Raw genomic sequence first — 26,023 nt, forward strand, 5'->3', positions numbered from 1 at the left:
GGCTGATTGCTGTCACCGGAGGTCATTCTTCGAGCGACTGCGCGTCGGCTCGATCCCGGACTGTCAATCGACAGCGACGGTAGCTGAAAGACAGAAGGCCGATCGAGGGCATCAACGCGATAAAGCTGCCCTAATACCGGCTTTATAAGACCATACTCCGGCAGTGGGTTCACATTATGGAAGCAGCTCGGACGCCGGGTGATTACCGGGCTTCCGAGCTGCTTTCACGCCAAGACTGAAATCACCGCTGATCAGTAGAGATATTCTTCCGCCACATCGTGACTATGGGGCATTTCCACCGGCTCATCATCGGTGGTTTCCGGCAAGGTGATCGCCGGCGGTGCCGCGAAAGGCTGCACGCCTACCGCATCCCAGATGTCGCTTGGGAAATAGACAGTCCCGCCCTTCACCACCATCGCGATCTTGTGCAGATCGCTCATATCCTCCAGCGGGTTGCCGTCGATCAGGATGAAATCGGCCAGCTTGCCTTTTTCCACCGTCCCCAGTCGCTGATCACGGCCCATATAAATTTCCGGCCCCAATGTGCCGATGGCCAGCACATCGCCGCGCGGAATACCCGCTTCGGCATAGATCTGCAATTCGCGGTGGACCGACAAACCAGTCTGGTCATCCGTCCCCGGCAGCAGCGTCAGCCCACGGTCATGCATCCGCTTGAGAAGCTTCTTTACTGTGTCGAAGCCGCCGACATAGCGTGCGTAATCTTCCGGCCCCTCAAAGGATGCGATCCCCTGATGACGGCGGCGCTGCAGGCCAACCGGCAGGTGGTCGATATAATCCGCCACTGCCGGGCTGGCCATGCCATCATGGCTCAGCATCAGCAGCTCCAGCGTAACCGCTGTCGGATCAAGCGCGATATCTTTCGTCACCATCGTATCGAGCGTTTTGGCCACGCGCGGGGCATCCAGATCAAGCGTGGCCATCCGCCGCATGGCAGTGAGGCGCAGCGGGGTGCGCGTATCCTCATCCGGCGCCAATACCCAGCCCAGCATCAGCTGGTTGGCATGGGTGATTTCGTCATAGCCAGCCGCAATCATATTATCCGCATTGGTGAAGGCGGGAATATGCCCGGTTACTCCGAGGCCCAGCTTCTTGGCTTCCCTGGTGATGGCGGGCACCCAGTCAGGATTCATCGAATTGTAGATCTTGATCTGCCAATATCCGCGGGCGGCATACCAGCGCACGGCGTCCACTGCCGCCTCTTCGCTATCGACCACGATCCCGGTACGCGCGCTATAATCACTGCGACCTTCGAGGAAACCGTTGCGCACGATACGTGGCCCGGCCACTTCACCGGCGCGAATTCGCCGCTGCAAATCGAGCAGGAAACGATTGTCATTGCCCATATCGCGGACCGAGGTCACGCCGCTGGCAATATAGAGCAGCGATGATTGCAGCGACAAATGGGCGTGCATGTCATGCAGACCGGGCAGGACGGTGCGCCCGTCCCCCTCCACCAGAACCTCACCCGGCGTGGCGGGGCTGTCCAACGGTTCGATGGAGGCAATGCTGTCTTCAAAAAAGACGAGCGAAACCGGATCGCCCAAACTCTTGGACACGGGATCAAAAATCCGCACATTCCTGATCCGCACCGGAGTATCGTAATGATGCGCCACAGCAGATTGGATTGTCTCAAACCGTTCACTCGTGCGTTCTGTTGCCAGAGCTGTCAGCTTGGGCACAGCATCTTCATAGCCCTTGCGGATCACCGCACCGAATGGCGAAAGGGTGGAGAAGAACCGGCCATCCGAATCCAGCAGGATCATCGACGGCGTCAGCCCCAGTCCCTTGATCAGATAGGCATTGAACCGCTCCGCATCGGCGCCTTTGCCCAGCGTCACGGGTTCCATTTCTTCCAGCGCCAACTCACCGCCCGGCAAAGCCTCGATGCGGTGGTCAGCATCCGCCAGCAAGGCCCGTGCATAGAGGCCGAGCGACCAGGGGCTGCCATCCTGCGAAATATAGAGCATCGGATCATCCAGCGTTCTGGTCTGCGATCCGGTGGCATCCTGCCAGCTTGCCTGATTGCCCTGAATGGTGAACCGTTCGGCCACTTCATTGCCGAACAGTCCGGTGCCATCCACGTTCCAGCTTTGCGGCAGGCCGCGATCGTCCAGTACGATGCGTTCATCAATCGTCGGCCCGCGGCCATTGTCCTTCACATCGTAATGAATAGTGACGGTGTTGCCATCCTGATCGGCATCCAGAGCGCCAACCTGTTCTCCATTGGCAATCACCACCAGATGATCGCTGGCGGCCATAGCGGGCGAAACCGCTGCCAGCGCAGTGGACAGGGCAAGACTTGTACGCGGCCAGAAACGAGTCATTGTTCGGGTGCACTCCGGTAAAGATGGGCGGTGGCGGCCAGATCCTGAACGGCATGGCCAAGCGATTTGTAAATGGTGATTTCTTCTGCTGTCCGGCGGCCTTCAATCTGCCCCAGCAACACTTCACCAATTTCTGCGACGATGTGGTCATCACTCACGGCGCCGGCTTCCCTGGCGACAAGAAATTCGGCCGCGGCATCCAGCGCTGAGGCGCGGCTATCGGCGATGAAGCGGGATTTGGCGACCAGCGGCGTATCGACTTCCACCGGGCCGGGGCCGGATGATCCGACCAGATTGACATGCGTACCGGGGCGGATCCAATCGCCAAAGACCAGCGGCTCTTTCGCTCCGGTCAACGTGCAGATAACATCCGCTTCGCCGCAGGCCGTCTGCAGATCATACGCCACTGCGATTGGCACGGCTACGCGCGCGCCTTCCTCATCGGCAATGGCCTGCGCCTTTTCAGGATGGCGCCCCCAGATAAGGATACGATCAAAATCGCGCACCAGCGGCAGGGCCTGCAAATGGGTGCGAACCTGTCCGCCCGTGCCTACCAGCAACAGTGTCTTGGCATCGGGCCGTGCCAATGCGTCAGTGCCAACAGCCGTCGCGGCGGCGGTGCGAATATGGGTTATTTCCTCGGCATCGGCGATGCACACCGGACGGCCTTCATCCGGTTCGAACAGCATCACCACCCCGCGGTGGCGGCGCGATCCCGGCCGCGCAGGATCAGGAAACACGCTGATCATCTTTGCACCGAACATGTCGTCATCGGCCAAAGCACCGGGCATTTGGGCAAAGGTGCGCCCCTCACCCATATGGATCATCGTGCGCAGCAGCTGTTTCGTGCGGCCTGCAGACAGTGCCTGCATCGCTTCACTCACAATACGGATGCACCCCGGATAATCGAGTCCACTGGCGACCGCTTCGGAATCGAAAATTTTCAGCTCATCCCGGCGCATAAATACTCCTGCTTTTCACCCCATCATAATCCCTATTTACGAGTAATCCTTGCTCAATTTCACAAAAACTCGTAATTTAAAGCATTAACTTGTTACACATCCGCAAATTGGAAGCATAATTATGTCCGCCGATCTCGACCGTCTCGATCTCAAAATCCTTGGCCGATTGCAAATCGATGCCTCGGAATCCTCCAGCGAAATTGCCGAGCGGGTCGGCCTTTCCCAGTCGCCCTGCTGGCGGCGTATTCAGCGGCTACGGGATGAAGGCTATGTCAAAAGCCAGGTCGCGGTGCTCAATCGCGAAAAATTCGGCGAAAGCATGTACATCTTCGCCCAGCTCAAAATGGCACGGCTGAATGACGAGGAGCGCGAGAAATTCATCCGCGCGATTGAAGATATTCCCGAGATTACCGAGGCCTACACACTGTTCGGTGAAATGGACGTCATGCTGAAAGTACTGGCCGCGAATATTGTCTGGTATCAGAACTTCACCTTCCGCACGCTGCTCCGCCTGCCGGGAGTGGAAGATGTCCGCTCCACCGCCACCCTGTCGGAAATGAAGAACACCCACCAGATCCCGCTGCCCGACCTTTGACGCGCAGCGAATCAGGCATCAGTCCTTCGTTTTCAGCCGTGTCAGCGCAAAACCAATGCCGACCAGAGCAAAACCCGCCAGACCGGCCATGCCGATGCTTTCACCCAGGATCGGCACCGCCAGCAACGTTCCGAACACCGGCATCAGATAGAAGAAAATCCCCGCTTTGCCCGAGCCGATCAATGCCACGCCGCGGTTGAAGACAAAGAAGGCCAGGATTGATGGGCCGGTGGCGAGATAAATCAGCGCTTCCATTCCCTTGGCATCGTCAAGCGGAAGCGATGTGCCAAAGGCGAGCTGGAAAGGCAGCAGCAACAAAGCTGCGAGAGCGAAGGTCGTGAACAGCAGACTGACCGGATGAATGGCAGGCGCACGGCGCAGGATTGTTGCATAAAAAGCCTGCGCCAGCATCGCCCCGACGATCAACACACTGCCAAAGCCAGTCTGACCAGCCCCGGAACCTGCCGGGGCCTGTCCCTGAATGACGAGCAAAACACCGGCGCAGGCAAAGGCCATTGCCGCGATTTGCGCCTTTTCCGGGCGGTCGCGAAACATCAGAAAGCCAAAGGCAAGGATCGCCACCGGAATCGCCGACTGGATCAACAAAGCCACCGTTGCCGGCGTGGTCCGCAAACCCAGATAGGCCAGCGTATTGCTGCCCCCCACGCCCGCGCCGGCGAGCAGCAGCAGAATAGGCAGCCGCCGGCGGATGGTTGACCAATCGCGGCGCAAATGCGGCCATGCAAAAGGCAGTGCGATCGGCAAAGCCAGAACCCAGCGCCAGAAAGACAGACTGACAGGCACCAGACTGTCCGGAATGGCCCGACCGACGACGAAATTGCTGGCCCACAGCAAAGTTGCCAGTGACAGCAGCAGATAGGGCCGCTGCCACAAGCCATCGCGTTTTGGTTTGGCATCCTGCGCAGAGAGGGACTGGGCAGACAGACGCAATCGTATTGTATCGGACATGGTCACCCCGAAGAAAAAAGGTAACCTCCTTCTATCCTGTCAGCGGCGCACGGTGCGTGCGTATTGCGCGCCAAACCCACACAGCATACAATTATCGTGCATTTATACACCCATTCATGCACGATATTATACATAACAGGCTACGGAGCGCATTTGGTGGAACTCGACAACTATGATTGCCGCATTCTCGAGCAGTTGCAGCAAAGCGGCGATATGGGACCGGTGGAAATGAGCGAGCATGTCGCCCTCTCCCCCTCGCAATGTTCGCGGCGGATGCAGCAATTACGCAAAGCAGGTCTAATCCGCCGCGTCGCCGCTGTGCTGGATGCTGAAAAGCTGGGTCTGTCTGTCAGCGCCTATGTGCTGATCACGCTATCCTCGCATGATCCCGAATGGCTGGTCGAGTTTCATGAGCGCATTGCCGGGCTGGAGGAAGTGGTTCAATGTCAGGCACTGACCGGGGAAGCAGATATTCTGCTGAAGATCGTGACAAGCGACCTCCGCGCCTTCAATCGCGTCATGTCGCAGGACATCCTGCAAATGCGCCAGATCCGCACGGCCCGCTCCAGCATCGTGCTGGAAGATCTAAAAAACACAACCCAATTGCCCTTAAAGAAAATCCAAGATTCCCGGCGCATTGGATAGATCATGCGCACAACAATCCGAAGGCGGCTAAATAGAAACCAATATGCGCTTCTAGCCAGGCTACAATACCGCCTTCCCGCTGCACTCAACCGAACGTGCGATCAGGAGATCCTATGCGAAAGTCGCTGAATATTCTGCTTGCTACCACGATCATGGCGTCTCCAGCCGTGGCCGCTGCGCAGGATGCTGCGCAATTCGCAATCGAGCTGACGCCTGCGGCAGTCGATAATGAAGGCGCTGTGCGCAATGTTCATGTGGCATTGACCATCGATGCGGTTGAGGCAGATGCAGGGGATGCGCTGCTGCATTTGCCGGTAATGGCCAGCACGGTGTCGACAGCGGCTGATCGCCTGACCGGGCTTTCCGCCAGTGACGCCAGCGGACCGATAATGCTGACCGCCCATGATGACATACGCGATGACGCCAATGTCGAACGGCGCTGGTCAACCGATCGCGCGGTCTCCGGCACTGTGCAGGTAAGCTATGATGTGCCGATTGATCCCCACCGGCCCCTGATCGCCCGTCCGGCCTATGAATTGCGCACGCAGGACAGCACGTTCTCAGGCGCGGGCAATGCCTTTCTGCTGCTGCCCGAGGATGATCGGCAGCGGATCGTGGATGTTGATTGGCAGTTGGACGCCATCGGCGCCGACGCACGGGGCGCCAGCAGTTTCGGCGTAGGCGATCTGACCACGCAAGAACCCTATGCCACGGGCGATCTCCACCGCGCCTATTTCATGGGCGGAAAACCCGGCCTGCATCAGTCCGCCGATGGCCGGTTCTTCTCGGTTTGGCAGGGTGAATTCGGCTTCCCGGCTGAAGAGCTGATGAACTGGACCGACCGGTTGCAGCAATATTACGGCGATTTCTTCGGCTATAAGCCACCGGTCTTCGGCGTGTTCGGCCGCACCAACACGCTCAATCCCGGTAGCGGGATAGGCCTCACCCATAGTTTTGCCTTTACCTTCAGCAAGGATCTGAGCCAGCAGGATCTGCGCGGATTGCTGGCGCATGAAATGCTGCATGCCTGGGTCAATTCGCTGGACGGGTCGATGGATCAGGCCGGCGGACTGGCCAAATCATGGTTCGGTGAAGGCCTCGCCGTGCATTATCAGCGCCTGCTGCCCTATCACGCCGGATTGATTTCAGCCGAGGATTTCCTCGATGATCTCAATTCTACTGCCGGGCGTTATTACACCAATGCGTTGATCGATACGCCCAATAGCGAAGTGCCCGCCGGCTTCTGGCTGGATACCCGTATCCGCACTTTGCCCTATGATCGCGGCTCGCTCTATTTCGCCAAGCTGGATGCCCAGATCCGCGCCAAAACGCAGGGTCAATATTCGCTCGATTATATCGTACGGAACATGCTCGCCGCGCGCCGGGATGGCGAACCGATGGATATGGCCTTGTGGAAGGCCTGGCTGTTCGAAATGCTGGGCCAGCAGGAACTGGATGATTTCGACGCGATGCTGAACGGGGCGGTACAAGTGCCACCCTCTGACGCGTTTGGCAGGTGCTTCACGCGTGTGACCAAGAAATTGCAGCGTTTCGACCTGGGCTTCGAGCCTGCCTTGCTGGCCTCGGAAGACCGCGTAATCGAAGGGCTCGATCCGGCATCCAATGCCGCGGCAGCGGGCCTGCGCAATGGCGACAAGGTGCTGAACAGCTTCCCCACGGATTCACTGCAGGGTGATCAGGAAGCCATGGTGACACTCAAGCTGCGCCGCGGGGAGAAGGAGCTGGACGTCACCTATCTCCCCCGCGGGGAATGGGTCGATGCCTATCAATGGGAACAGGTTCCATATTGCAACGATACGGGTGCCAGGAGTGTCGCCCCTTCGCAGTAATGTGGTTGACCCGGCCGGTATTTTGTCCCCTCAACGCGCCGGCCGGGTCATTTTCTGGACTAAAGCTTCAGCTTGATCGCGTCATGGCAAAAATGCCGGTGGCATTGCCACTGTCAAAACCCAGATCCAGCTTGCCGCTTTCCGGATCGACATCACGCGTGATAAATTCATAGAAAGAACCTGGCACGTTCAGCTCTTCCTTGCGGCCGGAATCATTCACGAAAATGCGGCGGATCTGTGCCGCGCGGTGCGCTGTCTGGCGCACCCGGCCAGAAGCGGAAACTTCTACTCTATCCTTGATCGGTCGACCTGCTTCCCGCTCCGCCTCCGACAAAGCTTCGACATCTTCTACCCGGTCAGTCGCGTGGTTGAAGGCATTGCCTTCGGTCGCGATCCATGCCGCTTCGCCCGATTCCTCGCGCAGAATCTCATAATCGCTGATTGTGGGCTCCGAATGCTGGCGGTCAAAGGCTGCCAGGCAATCGACGAGCACTCTTTGCGCGCGGGGCAAGGTCAGCGTCTTGCCCTCCTCCAACTCAGCCAATGCCTGAACCACTTCTTCCGAAAGCGGGTCTTGGCTGCTGTCAAAAACGCGGTGTGCGGCGGCAGCGAACGTTTCGCTAAACTCTTCCACATGCAGCTCACTGACGAAGAACTGCGGCAATTCTTCCGGTGCATCGGCGAAGGCATAAGAGCGCCCAGTCATTTTCAGACGGGGCAGCGGATAGGTACCGGATAATTCATAGCCCAATGGTTTCAGAATACGGGTAAAGGCCGCTTCACCTGCCGGGAGCGCCCCGGTAGGCCCTTCCGGAAAGCGTATCGTCCGCAGAGCGCCGTGATCGAAAACAATGCGCTCACCGCGTTCAAGCCGTTCCGAGACATATTCCGACCCACTGGGAACCCGTGTCAGAAGATCATCAAACAAGGCGATGTTGAGCGCCATGGCCAGCATGTGGCGATCGACATGGTCATCCGTTTCCGCCTGCAGGCGCGGGCCCAGTTCGAGCATATTCAGCGCACCTTCTGTGCGATCGCCCAGCACCGCACGCAGCAACGCCGTTCCCGTCCCATCCATGTCAGCTCTCACATTCAGCTCCAATCTCTATTTGGTTTCAACCGATACTGCACCTGTCCAGATAATGATGCACCAGGCGCGATGGAACCCCTCTTCCGAAAGGGAAGGTAGCTCTTGGTTAACCATTAGGTAGTAAACTCAGGATGCAACTTCACATAAATTCCGTGTCCCTGACGGGCACCGCGCAAACGAAGGAAGCGATATAAGTGCGCCTCGAGGTCATCACAAATTGGGCATATGGTATCACCGTGGCGCTCACCATCGTGTCGGGTACCGCCATGCTGTGTGCATCCAGCGCGCAGCGGGAGGAAAGGACAGCCAGAGAGACGCGTCATGACCTTGAGCAGGCGAACCACGTCTTAACAGATGAAGTCTACATGCTGACCAACCGAGCACGCGAATATGTCAGCACCGGAGACCCCGCCTATCTCACCATGTATCGCGCCGAGCTGGAAAATCTGAAACCAGCCGAAGACCGGCTCGGGAGCACTGCCGCAAAAGGCACCACTGCGGATGAGCGACGGATATTGACCGAGGCGTTCAACCTTGCCGATGCCCTGCAGGATGAACAGGCGGAGGCCATTTCAGCCTATCAGGAAGGCGATCTTGATGAAGCCCGCCAATGGCTGTTCGGCCCCGAATATGAGCGCGAACTGGACAGACTGCGTGCCGTGGCGGAACGGTTTGCAGACAATGTCGATCAGCGAACCAGAGAGCTGGTTCGCGACACGGAACGTACTGCCCGTTTTTGGCGCATCATTTCAGAAATCGCCGTCGGTGTAACAGCCCTGCTTTTCCTGTGCGTGCTCTACTTCGTCTTCAAACGACGCGTGCTGCACCCGGTCGTGAAACTGTCCGATGTCCTGCGGCGCATGACGCGGCAGGATTATTCGTCCCAACCGCTGGAAATCCCTCAAATTGACGAAATCGGCGATATGGCGCACGCCGTCACCCTGTTCCGTGAGAACGCGCTGGAACGCCAGCGACTGGAACAGGAACGTGACCGTGACCGTACCAGTCGTGAGCTGATTTCGCGCATGACCCAGCGGATGCAGGGGTCGGACAACGTGGCCGACGTGGTGGACATCATTCGCCGCTTCGTGCCGCGCGTGGCAATGGGCCTTGCAGGACGCCTCTATCTGCTGGACCGAAATCGGAATGTTATGGTGGAAACCTGTCAGTGGGAGGCCCCGAAATATTCCACCCATGAATTCTCAACACTGGCATGTTGGGCTCTCCGCCGGGGGATGCCCCATCACCCCAGCTCGGAAAATGTCGATGTGCCATGCCCTCATCTGGATATCGCAGAGGGTGAAACGCCCGATACGATATGCCTGCCACTGATTGGACAGCGAGAGGTCATTGGCCTGCTCTATCTGGAAGGTCTCGAGGATTTATCTGACGATTGTGCGCAGCAGGGTCATCTTCTGGCCATGCTCGCCGAAAATATCGGTCTGGCGCTGGCAAATCTGAAACTGCGTGAGGATTTGCGGGAAATGGCCATGGCAGATTCCCTCACCGGGCTGGCCAATCGCCGCCAGCTCGATCTGGTACTGCAGAAACAGCTTGGCCGCGGCGGCCACAATGATGAACCCATATCGGTCCTGATGGCCGATGTGGATCACTTCAAACGCATCAATGACACGTTCGGGCATGATGCCGGGGATGCCGTATTGCGGGAAGTGGGCGCCGTTCTGCGCGACGCCACGCGCAAGAGCGATTTGTCTTTCCGCTATGGCGGCGAAGAATTCCTGATGATGCTGCCTGGCACAGATCTGCCAACAGCAATCGAACGGGCCGAGGAAGTTCGCACCAGGATAGAGGACCTCACCTTGTCCTTTAATGGGCACAGTCTGGGATCGATCAGCATTTCGATCGGGATTGCCAACAGCCCGCTTCACTCTTCCTTTGAAGGTCTGGTCCCGCTGGCGGATACCGCGCTGCTGCGAGCCAAATCGCTGGGCCGCAACCGTGTGGAAATAGCCGAGAACCGGCGCACGCGCCGAACAGGATCAGCCGCCTGAATATTGCTTTGAAAGCCAATAGTTGATTTTGCCCTCTACTCTTGTCACTTCTGCCACGATTATCTTTGGCAGAAAAACTTTGAGGCACCCAAGCCTCGGCCATGATGGAGAGAGCGGATATGATCAGCCTGGAACACGCCAATCGCATTGTTGGTGCAACACTTGAAAAAGGGAAAGCGCTAGGGCTGAAGCCACTGACTGTGGCGGTGCTGGATGCTGGCGGCGACCTGGTCGCCTTTGCGCGGAGCGACCATTCTTCCGCGATGCGTCCGCAAATCGCGATGGGCAAAGCTGGCGGCGCACTGGCACTGGGCGTATCATCCCGGACGGTGGGCGATATGGCGGCGGATCGCCCCAGTTTCATTGCCTCGCTCGGCCCGATCTCCCGCCATGGCGTTATTCCCGCCGCTGGCGGCGTGCTGATCACGGATGGTAACGGCACGCTGCTGGGTGCTGTAGGCGTGACCGGCGACACATCCGACAATGATGAAAGCTGCGCATTGGCTGGTATCGAATCCGCCGGGCTCAAGGCAAAGAACTGAGCCATGACACAGCAGACTGAACGCGCGGGCCTGCGCATTGCGCCCGAACTTGTCCGTTTCATCGAAGCGGATGCGCTGCCCGATAGCGGGCTGGAGGCCGAACGATTCTGGCAGGGACTGGCCGATATCTATGGCCGCTTTGCACCTGAGAATGAACGCCTGCTGGCACGCCGTGACGAGTTGCAGCAACGGATCGATCAATGGCATGGCGAGGCCGAGCATGAGGCGCCATTTGGCCCCGATTATCACGCCTTCCTGAAGGACATAGGCTATTTGGTGGAGGAGCCCGCCCCCTTCACCATCGCCCCCACCCATGTGGATGCGGAGATTGCCGAACTGGCCGGGCCGCAACTGGTGGTCCCTGTTCTCAATGCGCGCTTTCTGCTGAATGCCGCCAATGCCCGCTGGGGCAGTCTGTATGATGCGCTTTACGGCACCGACGCGCTGGGCGATTTGCCCGCTGGTGCCGACTACGATCCGCAGCGCGGCGCGCGGGTGATCAGTTGGGCCAAACAGTTTCTGGATAATGCCGTCCCGCTCAAATCCGGCAGTTGGACCGATTTTGCAGGCGGGACGCCGGAACTGGCCGATCCCACGCAGCTCGTGGGGCGGCGTGATGGCAATTGGCTGCTGCGCCACCATGGCCTGCATATCGAAGTGGTGATCGATGACACCCACCCGATCGGCCGGAACGATCCGGCCCATATCGCGGATATTGAGCTGGAAGCGGCGCTTTCCACCATCGTCGATCTGGAAGATTCGGTGGCTGCGGTGGACGGGGCCGACAAACAGGCAAGCTATGCCAATTGGCTGGGCCTGATGAAGGGCGATCTGGAGGCGGTGTTCGACAAAGGCGGGCGGACAATCACGCGCCGGCTGGAAGCGGACCGTATCTACAACACGCCCGATGGCGGCACCCTGACCCTGCATGGGCGCAGCTTGTTGCTGGTCCGCAATGTCGGGCATCTGATGCGCACCCCGGCGATCACCATGCCCGATGGCCAGCACGGGTTTGAAGGCATTCTGGACGCCGTCGTGACCAGTCTGATCGCCAGCCATGATCTGAAACATGAAGGGGCGATCCATAACAGCCGGACAGGCTCGATCTATATCGTTAAACCCAAGATGCACGGTCCGGAAGAAGCCGCCTTCACCAACCGGTTGTTCGATGCGGTCGAAGATCTGCTGGATCTGCCCCGCCACACGATCAAGGTCGGCGTGATGGACGAAGAACGCCGCACATCGGCCAATCTGGCCGCCTGCATTGCCGAGGTGAAGGACCGGATCTTCTTCATCAACACCGGTTTCCTTGATCGGACGGGTGATGAAATTCACACATCGATGCAGGCTGGCCCCATGGTGCCCAAGGGAGAGATGAAAAACACCCCCTGGATCAAGGCCTATGAAGATCGCAATGTCCAGATTGGCCTTGCCTGCGGCTTTCGCGGCAAAGCGCAGATCGGCAAGGGCATGTGGGCCGCGCCGGACCGGATGGCCGACATGCTTGAGCAAAAAAGCGGGCACCCGATGAGCGGCGCCAACACGGCCTGGGTCCCCTCCCCCACTGCTGCGGTGCTGCATGCCACGCATTATCACCAGATCAATGTCAGTGAACGGCAGGAAGAACGCGCGCATGAGGCGATTGCATCGCTGGAGGACTTGCTGACCGTACCGCTGGCCACGGGCCGCAATTTCGCGCCGGATGATATCACGCGCGAGCTCGACAATAATGCGCAAGGCATTCTGGGCTATGTGGTGCGCTGGGTCGATCAGGGAATCGGCTGTTCCAAGGTTCCCGACATCAACGATATCGGCCTGATGGAAGATCGCGCCACCCTGCGGATTTCTGCCCAGTCACTTGGTAATTGGCTGCTCCACGGAATTTGCACCGAAGCAGATGTGGATGCCGCGCTGCTGCGCATGGCGGCCAAGGTCGATGCGCAGAATGCCAATGATCCCTCCTATCGCCCGATGGCCGAGGCACCGCAGGACAGTCTGGCCTTTCAGGCAGCGCGCGCCTTGGTGATGGAGGCTGCCGAGCAGCCCAATGGCTATACCGAACCGCTGCTGCACCGCTTCCGCGCCGAAGTAAAAGCACGCCGCCAACAGCCTGCGTGACAATTACGTAGCAAATTACACTTGCTCCCCACCCGCCAACGCGCAAGACTGGCGGGTGGGGAGAGAAGTATGCCAGCCTATAATGGATTATCACCAGCACGCAGCTGGTGGGCGGTTGCGGTGTTTACCGTCGCGCTGATGTTCAATTATCTTGACCGGCAATTGCTGACGCTGCTGGTCACGCCGATCAAGGCCGATCTTGGTCTGTCGGACACCCAGATCAGCCTGCTGGTCGGCTTCGCTTTCGTGCTGTTCTATGTCCTCGCCGGCATTCCGGTGGCGCGGCTGGTCGATCGCGGCCCGCGCAAATGGATCATCGGTTTCGGCATAGCCTTCTGGAGCCTGATGACCGCCTGTTGCGGGCTTGCCAGCAATTTCTGGCAATTGACGCTGGCCCGCATGGGCGTGGGTGTGGGCGAAAGCTGCAATGCCCCGGCTACCTACTCCATGACATCGGATATGTTTCCACGCGATAAGCTGGCCCAGCCGATTTCGGTGATCGGCATCGGCACCGTGGCGGGCAGCGGTCTGGCGCTGCTGATCGGCGGCTGGCTGATCACCTGGCTGACCGATATCGGCCCGCAAACATTTCCGCTGATCGGCACGCTGCGGCCTTGGCAGATGACCTTCCTGATCGTTGGCCTGCCCGGTGTCCTCTGGGCATTGGTGCTGCTGGCCACCGTGCCCGAGCCACCCCGCCGCGAAAGCGCCGGGGCGCAGACGCCCAGTTTTCTTGCCACGATGCGCTTTATCGGCAGTTTTCGCGGCACCTATGCGCCGATGTTCATCGCCAATGGGGTCAAGGCAATGCTGAGCTTCGGCACCGCTGTCTGGTCCCCCGCCTTTTTTGAACGGCAGTTTGGCTATGCACCCGGCGCGCCCGGGCCGATCCTCGGGATCATTTCGCTCATCGTCTCCCCCATCGGGCTGATCCTGGGTGGCTATCTCGCCAATCGGATGGCCGCAGCGGGATACAGGGATGCGAATATGCGGATGGTGTTTTACGTCACCATTCCGCTGATCCCGGTGGCCGTTTTGTATCCGCTTCTGCCGCAAGCTTGGATGGCCTATGCTGCGGTTGGCCTCTCGCTCTTCCTCGGCTCACTGGGCGCAGGCCCCGCCAATGCCGCTGTGCAGGCGATTACGCCGGGGCGGATGCGGGGCACGGTAACAGCGATCTATATCGCGATCTTCAATGTGCTTGGTTACGGCCTCGGCCCATTGGTGATCGCCCTGCTTTCAGACAATCTTTATGGAACCGCCAATCTCGGCTTTTCCATGGCGACCACCGCAGCCGTGCTCGGTCCGGTGGGACTGGTGCTCGCATGGGTGGCTTTGCGCCCCTATGGTAGCGCAGTGGATGCCGCCGAAGCGCGCGGCGATTGAAGGAAAGGCGACGAATATGACCACCATCGCAATCATCGGCGCCGGCGCCATGGGCTCGGGCATCGCTGCAAGACTCAGCGAAAATGACTGCCGCGTGCTGACCAATCTGGACAGACGCAGTGAAGCCAGCCGCCAGCGTGCCGCGCAGGCAGGAATGGAGGATGTGCCGTTGGAGGCTCTGGCAGAAGCCGAGCTGATCCTCTCTATCATCCCCCCGGTGGAGGCCGGAGAAGTGGCCGACCGGCTCACTCCGCTTCTATCCGGCCCGAATGCCCCGCTGTTTTGCGATGCCAATGCAATCGCGCCTGAAACGGCGAAGGACCTCGCCGCGCGCATTTCTGGGATGGGCGGCGCTATGGTGGATGGCGGGATCATTGGTGCCCCGCCCCGCGCCGATTATGATGGCCCGCGCCTTTATGTTTCGGGCGGCGAAGCCGGGCATCTGGCAAAGCTGGGCGATTACGGCCTGGATGTGCGCGTTCTGGATGGTCCGATCGGCGCGGCCAGCGCGCTGAAAATGTGTTATGGCGGCATCAATAAGGGCATTATCGGACTCACCACCGCACTGCTGCTGGCGGCGGAGCGGCACGGCGCGGGCCCTGATTTACGCAAGGAATTCGGCATTTCGCAGCAACATCTGCTGGAAAGTTCACGCCGCACCATTCCGCAAATGTACCCCAAGGCCTATCGCTGGGATGGGGAAATGGCCGAGATCAGTTCTTTTCTCAGCAAAGATGACCCGGCTGCCGCAAAAATCTGGGAAGGTCTGGCAGAATTCTTTACCGATCGTGCCGCTGCGCATGAAGATGGCGTGGAACTCGCTGCACTGGAGCAGCTTTTGAAATGATACGGTCCATCACCGGCCGTTCAGAGGGAAATTGAGCACATGCATGCGGGCGGTAGCGAGGGACTGACTTCATTCGACATGGCCGCAGGGGTAGTGGTTGCCTCGGCCCTGCTCGGCTGGTTCAACCATCATTTCCTCAAACTGCCGCATGTCATCGGGCTGACCGTGATGGGGGCCCTTGCATCGGCTGGCCTGCTGCTGGTCAATGCGTTCGTGCCCGGTATCACCCTGGACGATACGGTCGCGAATTTTCTCTCCAGTCTCAATTTCACCAACACGCTGCTCAACGGCATGCTCAGCTTCCTGCTCTTTGCGGGCGCATTGCATGTTCCGCTCGACCGGTTACGGGCGGATTGGCTGCCCGTATTGCTGCTATCGACCGTGGGCGTCATCGTTTCCACCGCGCTGATCGGAGTGATCGGCTGGGGCCTTGGCATGGTGGCCGGACTCGGCATCGCTCCGATCTGGTACTTCGTATTCGGCGCACTGATTTCCCCGACCGACCCCGTCTCCGTTTTGGGCGTACTCAAGGAAAAGCAGGTTGATGAGGCGCTGCAGGCAACTGTCGCGGGGGAAAGCCTGTTCAATGACGGCGTGGGTATCGTCATTTTCACAATTTTGCTGGGCGCGGCGATTACAGGGCAGGACTTCTCTTTCACAGAAGGCGCAAGGCTCTTCGCGCTGGAGGCAGGCGGCGGGATTGCCGTGGGGCTCCTCTGCGGCTGGCTGGGCTTCCGGGCAATGCGCAGCATGGATGATTACAGCCTGGAAGTGCTGATTACCCTGGCGGTGGTCATGGGCGGCTATGCGCTGAGTTCCTCGCTCCACGTTTCCGGACCGCTGGCCATGGCGGTGGCCGGGTTGTTGATCGGCAATTACGGTGTGACCTATGCGATGAGCGACATCACCCGCGACTATGTGATCAAATTCTGGGAATTGATCGATGATCTGCTCAATTCCGCGCTGTTCCTGCTGATCGGGCTGGAAATGATCGCGCTGGTCCCCGGCGGGCCGCATTTCTCGGTCGCCTTGCTGGCTATTCCGGTGGCCCTGATTTCCCGCGCGCTGGCCATCTCCGCCTCCACCCGCCTGGTGCCCAGCGCCGAACCCAAGGCGGAGGGCGCGCGCAAGGTTCTGTGGTGGGGCGGATTGCGCGGCGGCATATCCATCGCGCTCGCGCTCTCGCTGCCCGCCGGGACCACGCGCGATTTGATCCTGGCGGCCACATTTGGCGCGGTGCTGTTTTCCGTGCTGGTCCAGCGCGCCACGCTGGACCGTTTCCTTACCCGCCCCGATCCGTCAGAAGTGCCGCCAACCCTGCATTAGAGGAAGCGAAAATTGGGCGAGATCAGAATTCCTGCGTAACCCCCAGTTTCGCGGTGAAGCCCAATGGGCTGGCGGTGAAGGGATCGTAATTCTGGTCCAGCCGGGCGAAAGGTGGATACTGATCCAGCAGATTGACCAGCGCCACGCTGATGCTGGTTCCGGTTTCCAGCACTGTGCGCCAAGTGGCATCCAGTGTGGTAAAACTACCGATGTCCTTGCCCGCCGTGACCGATACGCCGCCCAGAGCACTATTATTCGGCCCAAAGATCGCGGCCCCGCGCTGATCCTCATAGCCATCGACATAATTGAGCTGCAGCCGGAGGGACTGACGCCCCCACAGCGCCTGCAACCAGCCATAGCCCTTCCAACGCGGCAGCGGATAGGCGGTGGTCTGGTAATTCAGCTTGCCCGCCGCGTCGAAGGCAGATTGCACCTGCACCCCTTCCACCACCACATCACCGACGTCGTAATTGATCAGATAGGTGCCCGAAACGCCCAATTGCAGCGTCGCGGCGCCAAGCGGCTGATCATAGCTCGCATCGAAATCGAGACCGGACGTGGTCACATCGGCGGAATTGACCGCATAGGTGGTCAGCCGCTCGACATTGGCAATGTTGCACGTCCCGCCGGCAAAGGTGAAGCGATCCTGCAGCCCGGCATAGGCCGCGTCACCGCAATGCTCATCACCGCTGGCACCGAACATGGCGAACACGATTCCGCTGACCGGTTCGGCCTCGATTGCGCCCTCGAATTCATAGCGGTAATAATCGATGGAGGCATGGAAGCGCCCCTGATCGACGTCGATCCCGGCATTATAGGTGGTGGCGGTTTCTGGACTCAATTCACGATTGGCCAGTACATCAACCGCACGCAGGCCCGATCCGATCAGCTCCAGCTTGACCAGCCCGGCACGCGTATTTTGCGGCGGTGGCCCACGAAATGTCGTACCGACACCGCCGCGCAGGGCCAGCCCATCAGCCACTTCGAAACGAATGCGCGCCTGCGGGTCGAAGGTCGAGCCGATGCCTGTGCCGTAATCCTCATACCGCGCCGAAAGCTGCGCCTGCAGGCGCTCCGTCACCGGCAATTGCAGCTCGGCGAACAACGCAAAGACATCGCTGGAGACATTCACGTCGCGGTCCGCCCCCAAAAAGCCGAGCGGGCCGACTTCACTGCTACAGGTCGCATCGGGATTGAGAATTGACCCCGGACAGGGATTTACCGCCAGATTGTTCTCCGCACTATATTGGCGGACATAGCTTTCCCGCCGGTATTGCGCGCCCAATGCAAAGCCGACTGCTCCGCCCGGCAGCATCACACCGCTTTCCCCCGAAAGCTGCACATCACCCACCCACTGGCTGGTATTCGCCCGGCGCGTGACGACGGTGTAGAAGCTGTCCACCACTGCGGCATCGTTGATCAGGCCCGCGCCGGGCGTGAGATCGAGCCCCAGCACATTATCCGCACCGGCATAGTTGGGATTGGCTTCCCCGGTGACCGCATTGGTGGCCGATCCGGTGGAGAAGGGATTGAAATAGACGCAGCCATCGCCGCCGGCGACGGCGGCAAGCTGATCTGCGCTCATGCCGGCCCGTGAAGCGGCCGTCGCATAGGTACAATTCGCCCCGCCAAAGCCCGCCAGCGCATTCTGAAGATAATCAACCAGCGAATCCGTACCCTGATAGTGCCGGTCATATTCGCTGTAGGTGACACCCGCCTTCAAATGCAGCGTGGAGGAAAAGTCATGCGTCAGTTCGCCGGTGAGGCGGTACAGGTCCGAATTGCGATAGGACAGCGTCGCCCCGCGCTTATGATCATAGAGCGGATTACCCCCGGCGAGCAGCGGACGGAAGCGCACAGGGTAAGCCAGAGCGTCCGCGCTTGGCGGCCCGCCTTCATCCACCGAACAGCCGGCATCATCACCGAAGCGCGCGCAATAGTCCGCCAGCGCCGGTGCGTAACTCGGGATTACGAACAGGCCGCTGCCGCCATAAGCCGCCTCGGACGATGGCGAGATGGTCGGCAGATAGCTTGGTGATGTCGTCAGACGGGTGCTGGTATGGCCATAGAGCCCGGTCAGGCGCAGCTCGGTACGCGCGCCCAGCGGCAGCGTGATGTCGCCATAGAATTGATAACGATCCTCCGGCTCAACCAGATTGGTAAAACCAAGATAATTGCCAAAGCACAGATCACTTGCCGAGCCCTCGCTTGAGCGGAAACCACCCAGGCCTTCACACCCTTCATCGGCGGTGAAGGACAGGCCTCCATCGGTCCCGTTAAAATCAAAATTGCCCGGATTGCCGCCACCGGAAAAACCGCCTTGCGGATTTTCCTCAAAGGACCGCATAGCAAAGCCGCGTTCCGTGGTACTCAGTTCGCTGCGCTGCTGATAGCCGCCCGAAAGGAAAAGCTGCACAGGCCCAAGTGATCCGCCCCAGCTGAGCGCTCCGGTCCAGTCACCATCCGAACCATCAATATAACGGTAATCGCCGGATGCACGGAAACCATCCTGATCACGCCTTGTGATGAAATTGACCACCCCGGCAATCGCGTCGGAACCATAAGTGGCCGCTGCACCATCCTTCAGCACTTCGACGCGCGCAAGCGCTTGAGCCGGGATCATATTCACATCCACCAGTGGCAGATTGCCAGCGCCCGTGGCCACGATACGCTGACCATTCAGCAGCACCAGCGTTCGCTGGGGTCCCAGCCCGCGCAGATTGATCGAGGCCGACCCCTGATTGAATTGCGAGCGGCCATCGAATTGACTGGCATCACCCAGCACGCCTGCCGATGCCGGCAATTGCTTGGACAGGTCCATGATCGTGGGCGAACCGCGCTGTGCCAGATCCTCTTCGGTCAGCACGGTAAGCGGGGCGATTCGGCTCTCGGCAGCGGAATCGAGCAATGATCCCGTCACGACGATTTCAGGTGTTGCGCGGGTGGTCTGCGCCCCGGTTGACTGCGACGGTGCGTCTTCAGCGAATGCCGGTGCCCCGACGGCGGTTGCGGCCATCAATGCCGTGATGGAAGTTGCTGATCTTAAACGCAGAACCATTTTAGGCGTCCCCTTTTTTCAGCACCCTTTGCGATGGATGCGGGTGACAGTCAAATGGCTATCCTCTGTCACGATCCCCACTCCTCAGTGGAAAATCGGTCATTCGGGGGCTCGCTCAAACGTGCGCAGCCAATTTTGCAGAGGCTTGGTGCTTTCGCCCGCCTCCCCGTGCTCTTTCCAGTCGAGTTCGGTGATTAGGCCGGGTACCGGCGCATAGCCGCACCCGATCCAGAAGGAATCGAGGGGGCGGTAATTCTCGGGCCGCGCAGGATGATCATCGGCGCGGATTACCGAGGCAAAGCAGGCTTGGCGCGCATCCGCCGCGAGCGCCGCCGCCTCTCGCTGGTCAAAAAAGGCATGACCGATCCCCTGCCCGCGATATTCGGGCAGCAGCACGCTCTCTCCGAAATAGAACAGCCGCTGCGTATCAAGCCCGGCACGCTCAAAGGGTGCACGAAAGGCTTCCTTCTGCGCCCACATCGGCGATGCGGTGGCTGCGCCGACAAGTTTCACGCCATCAAAAGCACCGATCAACACGGCGCCGGGCGCAACCGCAAATTCGGCGAGATATTCCGCCTCATAAGCGGCATCACCATCGTAGAGATAAGGATAATCGGCAAAGACGCGGATGCGCAAAGCCGCGAGGTCTTCCAGCGCATCGGTAATTTCCGCCCCGCCAAGGCGGCAAATAATCACACTCATGGCCTTCCCTCCCGAAATTCGGTCACGCGGTTTCGCAACGGGCAGGAACGCTCAGCCATTCTCTGCCGTGTATTCCGCGATCAGTTCGAAATAGGCCTCCATGCTCGGAAACTCGGCATAGCTATGTTTTGCTGGCGTCGTCACCCAGGGTAACGCTTCATTGCGGCCCGTTTCGACAAAGGGCACGAACCAGCTTGTATCATCAAGCAGGGTCGCGCGGATATTGACGAAGCCGGGGTCCGGCTCGATCCGCGTGAAGAGCCAGCTTTTGCACCAGTCGCAATGATGATGGCGCAATTGCTCCCCATGCAGACCGCCGATCACCGTCGAACCTTCGATCACCGTCATACCGTCACTCGGCACTGCTGCCGAAAGCGAATAGGCGCTGGCAGTCATGCGTTGGCAACCGCGGCAATGGCAGACCGAGGTAATGATCGGCTTCTGCGTTATGCGAAACCGGACACGGCCACATCGGCAACCACCATCCAAGGGTAGATCGGGCGAAGTCATGCCCCCTCTTACCGGCTCCAGAAGGCCTGACAACGGTATCTCGGGGAGGCTGAGGCATTCGGCGCCCCTTTGTGCAATGCGCAGCAATTGCCTTCATGCTGCTTTGATACTATAGCGCGCGCTGCGCCCCGGCCATCGTGCGCTTGCCGACTCGCTCGGCGCGTCCGCCAGCCGGGGCCGTGTTGTTTCCGCGCCACGATGCGCCAGCAGGATGATGCCCATGTCCCGTCGCCGCCAGATCTATGAAGGCAAGGCCAAGATCCTTTACGAAGGTCCCGAGCCTGGCACGATCATTCAATATTTCAAGGATGACGCCACTGCCTTCAACGCCGAGAAAAAAGGTACGATCAACGGCAAGGGCGTGATCAATAACCGCATTTCGGAACATGTGTTCACGCGCCTGTCGCATATCGGCATCCCGACGCATTTCATCCGCCGGCTGAACATGCGCGAACAGCTCGTGCGCCAGTGCGAGATCGTGCCGATCGAAGTGGTGCTGCGCAATGTCGCCGCCGGTTCTATCTGCAAGCGGCTGGGCCTGGAAGAAGGCGATCCCCTGCCGCACACGCTGATCGAATATTATTACAAGGATGATGCGCTGGGCGATCCACTGATCGCCGAAGAGCATATCGCCTGTTTTGGCTGGGCATCGAACGAGGAAATGCAGGACATTTCCTCCATGGCCATCCGCATCAATGATTTCATGAGCGGCATGTTCGCGGCGATCGATATTCGTCTGGTGGATTTCAAGCTCGAATTCGGCCGCATCTGGGACGGCGATTTCAGCCGGATCATTCTGGCCGATGAAATCAGCCCCGATGGCTGCCGCTTGTGGGACATGAAGACCGGCGAGAAGCTCGACAAGGATCGTTTCCGCCGCGATTTGGGCGGTGAAGAAGAAGCCTATCAGGAAGTGGCACGGCGCCTCGGCCTGCTAGAAAATGGTGATGGCGGTCCCGGCGAAGTGCTGGATATGGCCAATCATCGCAGCCGTTTGCGGGGCAGCCCGAAAAAGTAACGACATCTGGCCGGGGAGCAGGAGCAAATCCGCACCCGGCCATTGTTCGTTAACGCTGGCGCGCCTAAGCGCAACGCATGAAAATTCACGCGCTTCGCCTCTCCCTCGCCAGTTCCCTTCTTGCGCTGACCGCCTGCGCCGCCACGGCCACGCTTCCGTCAGACAGCAGCAGTCCCCTGACCGGCACCGCGCCGCAGGCTCCCGTACAAACTGCGCCCCTGCCCGCCAGCGCAGAAAACGCTACGGCGCAGGCCCCGGTTTGGGCATTCGAGACAAGCGATCTGCCACTGGACCCGGCGTTCAAGGTCGGCCGGCTTGATAATGGCATGCGCTATATCATTCGGAATAATGGCACGCCGGCCGGTCAGGCCAAGGTGCAGCTTTATATCGGCTCCGGCTCACTGAGCGAGCGCGATGAGGAGCGCGGCCTGGCCCATTTTATCGAACATATGGCCTTCAATGGCTCCACCCATGTTCCCGAAGGGGAAATGGTGAAGCTGCTGGAGCGCGAAGGGCTGGCCTTTGGCGCCGATACCAATGCCTCGACCGGCTTCGAGTCCACGGTGTACAAGCTGGATCTGCCGCGCAACGACCCGGCCCTGCTCGACACGGCGATGTTCCTGATGCGCGAAACGGCCAGCGAATTGCTGTTCGACCCCGCTGCAGTGCAGCGTGAAAAGGGCGTTATCCTGTCTGAAAGACGCGTGCGCGACACCTATTCCTTCCGCAATACGGTCGACAGATTCCGCTTTCTATACCCGGATGCCCTGTTCCCGTACCGCTTGCCGATTGGCACGAAACAAGTGATCGAAAATTCCACCGCGCAGCAGTTAAAGGCGCTGTGGCAGAGGCTTTATACGCCTGAGAATGCGGCGATCGTGGTGGTGGGTGATTTTGATCCGGCCATGGTAGAGGCCGAGATCACCAAGCATTTTACCAGTTGGGACGGCGCCCCAATGCCCGCAAAGCCCGATGCCGGACCCGTCGATCTTGCGCATAGCGGACAAACAGAAATCTATCTCGACCCGGCATTGCCGGAACGCATTACCGCATCGGTCCACGGGGCCTGGCGTGATCTTGATGATACGGTCGCGACCCGTCAGAAAAACGTGCTGCGGGCAATTGGCTATGGCATTATCAATCGCCGTTTGCAGCGCCTGTCACGGCTCGAAACACCGCCTTTCCGCGGGGCAGGCTTTGGCACCAGCGACGTGTTTGAAAGCGGCCGGACCACCAACCTTGTGGTTGATAGCAATGATGGCGAATGGCGCCCCGCATTGGCTGCGGCGGTCGCTGAATATCGTCGCAGCATGGCTCAGGGCTTCAGCGCAAGTGAGGTGGCCGAACAGCTGGCCAATCTGCGCACTTCGCTGGAAAATGCCGCAGCGGGTGAGGCAACACGCTCCAATTCAGCCTATATCGCCGAAGCCATCGCGCTGCTCGATGATGATCGTATTCCCACCACTGCCACCAGTTCGCTGGAACGCTTCCGGGCGATGGAAGACATGATCACGCCCGCCAATATCATGGCGGCTCTCCGCGAAGAGGCGCTTCCTTTGGAACAGCCTTTGCTGCGGTTTCAAGGCAACACCGCACCTGCTGGCGGCGCCAAAGCCCTGCGCGATGCGTGGGAAGAGGATATGGCTGCGCCACTTTCCGCCGAAACCCAAGCGACCCAAAGCGAATTTGCCTATAGCGACTTTGGCACGCCGGGGGACATCGTCGCGGATAGCGTGGAGCCGCTGCTTGGCATCCGCACGCTGCGCTTTGCCAATGGGGTAAAACTCAATCTGAAGCAAACCGACCTGCAGCAGGACCGCGTATTGGTAAAAATGCGCGTCGATGGCGGGCGGATGATCAACACGCGCGAAAACCCGCTGGCGACTGGCATGGTGTCGGTGTTGCCGCTGGGCGGCCTTGGCAAACATTCCTTCGATGAACTGCAGTCGATCCTTGCAGGGCGCAGCGTCGGCTTCTCGTTTTCTGCCGAGGAAGAAGCCTTCTCAATGTCGGCTACGACCACGCCGCGCGATTTGCAATTGCAGCTGGAATTGATGACCGCCGCGCTGACCGATCCGGGCTATCGCTCTCAGGGTGAGGCGCAATATCGCCGCAATATTCGTAATTTCTTCGCTGCAAAGACGGCCACGCCCAACAGCGCGCTGTCTAACGCGCTGGGCGGCATAGTCTCCGATGATGACCCGCGTTTCACCCTCGCTCCGGAACAAAGCTATCTTGATTTGACCTTCGACAAGCTGGCCCGCGATATTGGCGATCGGCTGGCAGAAGGCGCCATCGAAATAACCTTGATCGGCGACATTGATGAAGCGCGCGCCATTGATCTTGTGTCCCGGACATTGGGAGCATTGCCGCCGCGCGAAACCGAATTCCGTCCCTACGCGGATCAGCGGCAACGCAGCTTCACGCAGGACCGGTCTTTGCGCACCATCTATCATGATGGAGAAGCTGATCAGGCATTGCTGCGGATGAGCTGGCCCACCAGCGACGACAAGGATTTCAACCAAACGATCGAGTTGGAATTGTTGCAACGCGTGATGCGGTTGAAACTGATCGAAAGCCTGCGGGAGGAATTGGGACAGACCTATTCCCCGGGCGTCAGCGCCAGTGAGAGCGGCGTCTATGATGATTACGGCACATTCTCCATCGCGGCGGCACTGGATGTGGCCGATCTGGATGATGCCGAAGAAGCAATGAGAGAAACCGTGCAGGCTCTGATTGACAAACCGGTGGATGCCGACACGCTGCTGCGCGCACGCCAGCCGATGCTGGAGGCCTATGACAAGGCGCTGAAGACCAATTCAGGCTGGATGGGTCTGGCGGATGAGGCCCAAAGTGACCCGGAGAAGCTGCGCCGCTTTACCGAGGCCAAGAATGTAGCGTCAGCCATCACCCCGGAAGATATCGCAAATGTGGCAAGGCGCTATCTCTCCGCCAAACCGCTCGAAATTCGCGTGATACCGCGCCCCGAAGCGGCGACGGAACCGGGAAATGTCGCCAGCCAGTAACAGGCGGTGTGTGAGATCAGGCAGCCCCCTTGCCGCGAAGCGCATGACGCGGCATAGGCAGCGCAATCGAATCCGCCATCACATGTTTGCCCGAAAGGCCCGGAAATGAAAGTCAGGATCCATGTCAGCCTCAAGCCCGGCGTACTCGACCCGCAGGGCCGCGCCGTGCATCATGCGCTGGAAGGTTTGGGTTTTGAGGGCGTTGAAGACGTCCGCATCGGCCGCACGGTTGACATGAAAGTGGCGGATGACACCACCGATGCCGCTCTGGACGATATGTGCCAGAAGCTGCTCGCTAATATGGTGATCGAGAATTACCGGATCGAAAAGCTGGAGAATGCGGCGTGAGCTTTCGGTCTGCCGTCATCACCTTCCCCGGCTCCAATTGCGACCGGGACATGGCGGTGGCGCTTGAGAAAATCTCCGGCACGGCGCCGCTGCGCGTCTGGCACGGCGATGCCGATCTGCCGGACGGCCTTGATTTCATCGCCCTGCCCGGTGGCTTTTCCTATGGCGATTATCTGCGTTCAGGTGCGATGGCCGCGCGTAGCCCGATCATGCAGGCGGTGATTGCTGCTGCAGGACGCGGCGTGCCCGTTCTGGGCGTGTGCAATGGGTTTCAGGTACTGACCGAAGCGCAATTGTTGCCCGGTGCGCTGATGCGCAATGCCGATCAGAACTTCATTTGCCGCGACGTGTCGCTGAAGGTTGAGAATGCCTCCAGCCTGTTCACCTCCGGGTACCAGCAGGGACAGATGATCCGTATTCCGGTCGCGCATCATGACGGCAATTATTTTGCTGATGATCAAACGCTTGAGCGGATTGAGGGCGAAGGCCGCGTGGCGTTCCGCTATGCCGAAACGTGCAACGGATCGCAGCGCGACATTGCCGGCGTATTGAATGATGCCGGCAATGTGCTGGGCATGATGCCGCATCCGGAACGCGCCGTGGAAGCCATCACCGGCGGTGATGATGGGCGTGCGCTGTTCGAAGGCGCAATCAAGGGGCTGGTGTCCGCCTGA

The 26,023-nt window shown here is 59.5% G+C and carries 20 protein-coding genes; 13 read left to right on the forward strand and 7 right to left on the reverse strand.

The window, feature by feature from the left end; genetic code table 11:
- Positions 1 to 251: 251 nt before the first annotated feature.
- Together GRI91_RS10425 and GRI91_RS10430 are read right to left on the reverse strand one after the other, a co-directional pair.
- Positions 252 to 2,345: an amidohydrolase family protein gene (locus GRI91_RS10425; protein ID WP_160736610.1), complete on the reverse strand. Its 2,094-nt coding sequence runs from the start codon at positions 2,343 to 2,345 to the stop codon at positions 252 to 254.
- Positions 2,342 to 3,307: an ornithine cyclodeaminase family protein gene (locus GRI91_RS10430; protein WP_160736611.1), complete on the reverse strand. Its 966-nt coding sequence runs from the start codon at positions 3,305 to 3,307 to the stop codon at positions 2,342 to 2,344. Before GRI91_RS10430 ends, GRI91_RS10425 begins: the two co-directional genes overlap by 4 nt.
- Positions 3,308 to 3,428: 121 nt before the next feature.
- Between GRI91_RS10430 and GRI91_RS10435 the strand changes: the two genes are divergently transcribed.
- Positions 3,429 to 3,902 carry an Lrp/AsnC family transcriptional regulator gene (locus tag GRI91_RS10435; RefSeq protein ID WP_160736612.1) on the forward strand — a complete coding sequence of 158 codons (474 nt, stop codon included), beginning with the start codon at positions 3,429 to 3,431 and terminating at the stop codon, positions 3,900 to 3,902.
- Between the two features lie 18 nt (positions 3,903 to 3,920).
- Here the strand turns inward: GRI91_RS10435 and GRI91_RS10440 are convergent, their stop codons facing one another.
- Complete coding sequence (locus GRI91_RS10440) at positions 3,921 to 4,871, reverse strand: DMT family transporter (RefSeq protein ID WP_160736613.1); 951 nt, start codon at positions 4,869 to 4,871, stop codon at positions 3,921 to 3,923.
- A 156-nt stretch (positions 4,872 to 5,027) separates the two neighbouring features.
- Here GRI91_RS10440 and GRI91_RS10445 point away from each other — a divergent pair, with 156 nt between their 5' ends.
- A complete protein-coding gene (locus GRI91_RS10445) occupies positions 5,028 to 5,516 on the forward strand; it encodes an Lrp/AsnC ligand binding domain-containing protein (protein WP_160736614.1) in 489 nt (162 codons plus the stop codon).
- A 113-nt stretch (positions 5,517 to 5,629) separates the two neighbouring features.
- Positions 5,630 to 7,366 carry a M61 family metallopeptidase gene (locus GRI91_RS10450; RefSeq protein WP_237437792.1) on the forward strand — a complete coding sequence of 579 codons (1,737 nt, stop codon included), beginning with the start codon at positions 5,630 to 5,632 and terminating at the stop codon, positions 7,364 to 7,366.
- A gap of 67 nt (positions 7,367 to 7,433) precedes the next feature.
- On the opposite strand, the gene GRI91_RS10455 is transcribed toward GRI91_RS10450, so the two are convergent.
- A complete protein-coding gene (locus GRI91_RS10455; protein ID WP_337190358.1) occupies positions 7,434 to 8,456 on the reverse strand; it encodes a 2-oxoadipate dioxygenase/decarboxylase family protein in 1,023 nt (340 codons plus the stop codon).
- Positions 8,457 to 8,650: 194 nt separating this feature from the next.
- Between GRI91_RS10455 and GRI91_RS10460 the strand changes: the two genes are divergently transcribed.
- From GRI91_RS10460 to GRI91_RS10485, 6 genes are all read left to right on the forward strand, one after another.
- Complete coding sequence (locus GRI91_RS10460; RefSeq protein ID WP_160736616.1) at positions 8,651 to 10,468, forward strand: diguanylate cyclase; 1,818 nt, start codon at positions 8,651 to 8,653, stop codon at positions 10,466 to 10,468.
- A 119-nt stretch (positions 10,469 to 10,587) separates the two neighbouring features.
- Entirely contained in the window at positions 10,588 to 11,010 is a 423-nt protein-coding gene (locus tag GRI91_RS10465; protein WP_160736617.1) for a GlcG/HbpS family heme-binding protein, read from the forward strand.
- 3 nt (positions 11,011 to 11,013) lie between these two features.
- Complete coding sequence (locus tag GRI91_RS10470) at positions 11,014 to 13,128, forward strand: malate synthase G (RefSeq protein WP_160736618.1); 2,115 nt, start codon at positions 11,014 to 11,016, stop codon at positions 13,126 to 13,128.
- A 69-nt stretch (positions 13,129 to 13,197) separates the two neighbouring features.
- Positions 13,198 to 14,514: a spinster family MFS transporter gene (locus GRI91_RS10475; protein ID WP_160736619.1), complete on the forward strand. Its 1,317-nt coding sequence runs from the start codon at positions 13,198 to 13,200 to the stop codon at positions 14,512 to 14,514.
- 16 nt (positions 14,515 to 14,530) lie between these two features.
- The gene (locus GRI91_RS10480) at positions 14,531 to 15,361 is read left to right on the forward strand and encodes an NAD(P)-dependent oxidoreductase (protein ID WP_202385554.1); all 831 of its coding nucleotides are present in this window, start codon (positions 14,531 to 14,533) and stop codon (positions 15,359 to 15,361) included.
- Positions 15,362 to 15,400: 39 nt separating this feature from the next.
- Complete coding sequence (locus GRI91_RS10485; RefSeq protein WP_160736621.1) at positions 15,401 to 16,687, forward strand: cation:proton antiporter; 1,287 nt, start codon at positions 15,401 to 15,403, stop codon at positions 16,685 to 16,687.
- A gap of 22 nt (positions 16,688 to 16,709) precedes the next feature.
- Here the strand turns inward: GRI91_RS10485 and GRI91_RS10490 are convergent, their stop codons facing one another.
- From GRI91_RS10490 to GRI91_RS10500, 3 genes are all read right to left on the reverse strand, one after another.
- A complete protein-coding gene (locus tag GRI91_RS10490) occupies positions 16,710 to 19,745 on the reverse strand; it encodes a TonB-dependent receptor plug domain-containing protein (RefSeq protein ID WP_160736622.1) in 3,036 nt (1,011 codons plus the stop codon).
- Between the two features lie 99 nt (positions 19,746 to 19,844).
- Entirely contained in the window at positions 19,845 to 20,447 is a 603-nt protein-coding gene (locus GRI91_RS10495) for a GNAT family N-acetyltransferase (protein WP_160736623.1), read from the reverse strand.
- 51 nt (positions 20,448 to 20,498) lie between these two features.
- Positions 20,499 to 20,957, reverse strand: a complete 459-nt coding sequence (locus tag GRI91_RS10500; protein ID WP_160736624.1) for a GFA family protein — start codon at positions 20,955 to 20,957, stop codon at positions 20,499 to 20,501.
- Between the two features lie 220 nt (positions 20,958 to 21,177).
- Here GRI91_RS10500 and purC point away from each other — a divergent pair, with 220 nt between their 5' ends.
- From purC to purQ, 4 genes are all read left to right on the forward strand, one after another.
- Positions 21,178 to 21,975 carry a phosphoribosylaminoimidazolesuccinocarboxamide synthase gene (gene purC, locus GRI91_RS10505; RefSeq protein WP_160736625.1) on the forward strand — a complete coding sequence of 266 codons (798 nt, stop codon included), beginning with the start codon at positions 21,178 to 21,180 and terminating at the stop codon, positions 21,973 to 21,975.
- Positions 21,976 to 22,052: 77 nt separating this feature from the next.
- Positions 22,053 to 25,001: a M16 family metallopeptidase gene (locus GRI91_RS10510; protein ID WP_160736626.1), complete on the forward strand. Its 2,949-nt coding sequence runs from the start codon at positions 22,053 to 22,055 to the stop codon at positions 24,999 to 25,001.
- A gap of 105 nt (positions 25,002 to 25,106) precedes the next feature.
- On the forward strand, positions 25,107 to 25,349 hold the full coding sequence (gene purS, locus GRI91_RS10515) for a phosphoribosylformylglycinamidine synthase subunit PurS (protein ID WP_160736627.1): 243 nt from the start codon (positions 25,107 to 25,109) through the stop codon (positions 25,347 to 25,349).
- Entirely contained in the window at positions 25,346 to 26,023 is a 678-nt protein-coding gene (gene purQ, locus GRI91_RS10520; RefSeq protein ID WP_160736628.1) for a phosphoribosylformylglycinamidine synthase subunit PurQ, read from the forward strand. Before purS ends, purQ begins: the two co-directional genes overlap by 4 nt.

This window comes from Altericroceibacterium endophyticum (assembly GCF_009827595.1).
GTDB classification, from domain to species: domain Bacteria; phylum Pseudomonadota; class Alphaproteobacteria; order Sphingomonadales; family Sphingomonadaceae; genus Altericroceibacterium; species Altericroceibacterium endophyticum.

Bases quoted from the DNA above. Each gene is read 5' to 3' on its own strand.
- GRI91_RS10450 (WP_237437792.1), top strand. From the start codon at position 5,630: ATGCGAAAGTCGCTGAATATTCTGCTTGCTACCACGATCATGGCGTCT.
- GRI91_RS10495 (WP_160736623.1), bottom strand. From the start codon at position 20,447: ATGAGTGTGATTATTTGCCGCCTTGGCGGGGCGGAAATTACCGATGCG.
- GRI91_RS10430 (WP_160736611.1), bottom strand. From the start codon at position 3,307: ATGCGCCGGGATGAGCTGAAAATTTTCGATTCCGAAGCGGTCGCCAGT.
- GRI91_RS10470 (WP_160736618.1), top strand. From the start codon at position 11,014: ATGACACAGCAGACTGAACGCGCGGGCCTGCGCATTGCGCCCGAACTT.
- purS (WP_160736627.1), top strand. From the start codon at position 25,107: ATGAAAGTCAGGATCCATGTCAGCCTCAAGCCCGGCGTACTCGACCCG.
- GRI91_RS10480 (WP_202385554.1), top strand. From the start codon at position 14,531: ATGACCACCATCGCAATCATCGGCGCCGGCGCCATGGGCTCGGGCATC.
- GRI91_RS10475 (WP_160736619.1), top strand. From the start codon at position 13,198: ATGCCAGCCTATAATGGATTATCACCAGCACGCAGCTGGTGGGCGGTT.
- GRI91_RS10440 (WP_160736613.1), bottom strand. From the start codon at position 4,871: ATGTCCGATACAATACGATTGCGTCTGTCTGCCCAGTCCCTCTCTGCG.
- GRI91_RS10425 (WP_160736610.1), bottom strand. From the start codon at position 2,345: ATGACTCGTTTCTGGCCGCGTACAAGTCTTGCCCTGTCCACTGCGCTG.
- GRI91_RS10465 (WP_160736617.1), top strand. From the start codon at position 10,588: ATGATCAGCCTGGAACACGCCAATCGCATTGTTGGTGCAACACTTGAA.
- purC (WP_160736625.1), top strand. From the start codon at position 21,178: ATGTCCCGTCGCCGCCAGATCTATGAAGGCAAGGCCAAGATCCTTTAC.
- GRI91_RS10485 (WP_160736621.1), top strand. From the start codon at position 15,401: ATGCATGCGGGCGGTAGCGAGGGACTGACTTCATTCGACATGGCCGCA.
- GRI91_RS10500 (WP_160736624.1), bottom strand. From the start codon at position 20,957: ATGACTTCGCCCGATCTACCCTTGGATGGTGGTTGCCGATGTGGCCGT.
- GRI91_RS10510 (WP_160736626.1), top strand. From the start codon at position 22,053: ATGAAAATTCACGCGCTTCGCCTCTCCCTCGCCAGTTCCCTTCTTGCG.
- GRI91_RS10490 (WP_160736622.1), bottom strand. From the start codon at position 19,745: ATGGTTCTGCGTTTAAGATCAGCAACTTCCATCACGGCATTGATGGCC.
- GRI91_RS10435 (WP_160736612.1), top strand. From the start codon at position 3,429: ATGTCCGCCGATCTCGACCGTCTCGATCTCAAAATCCTTGGCCGATTG.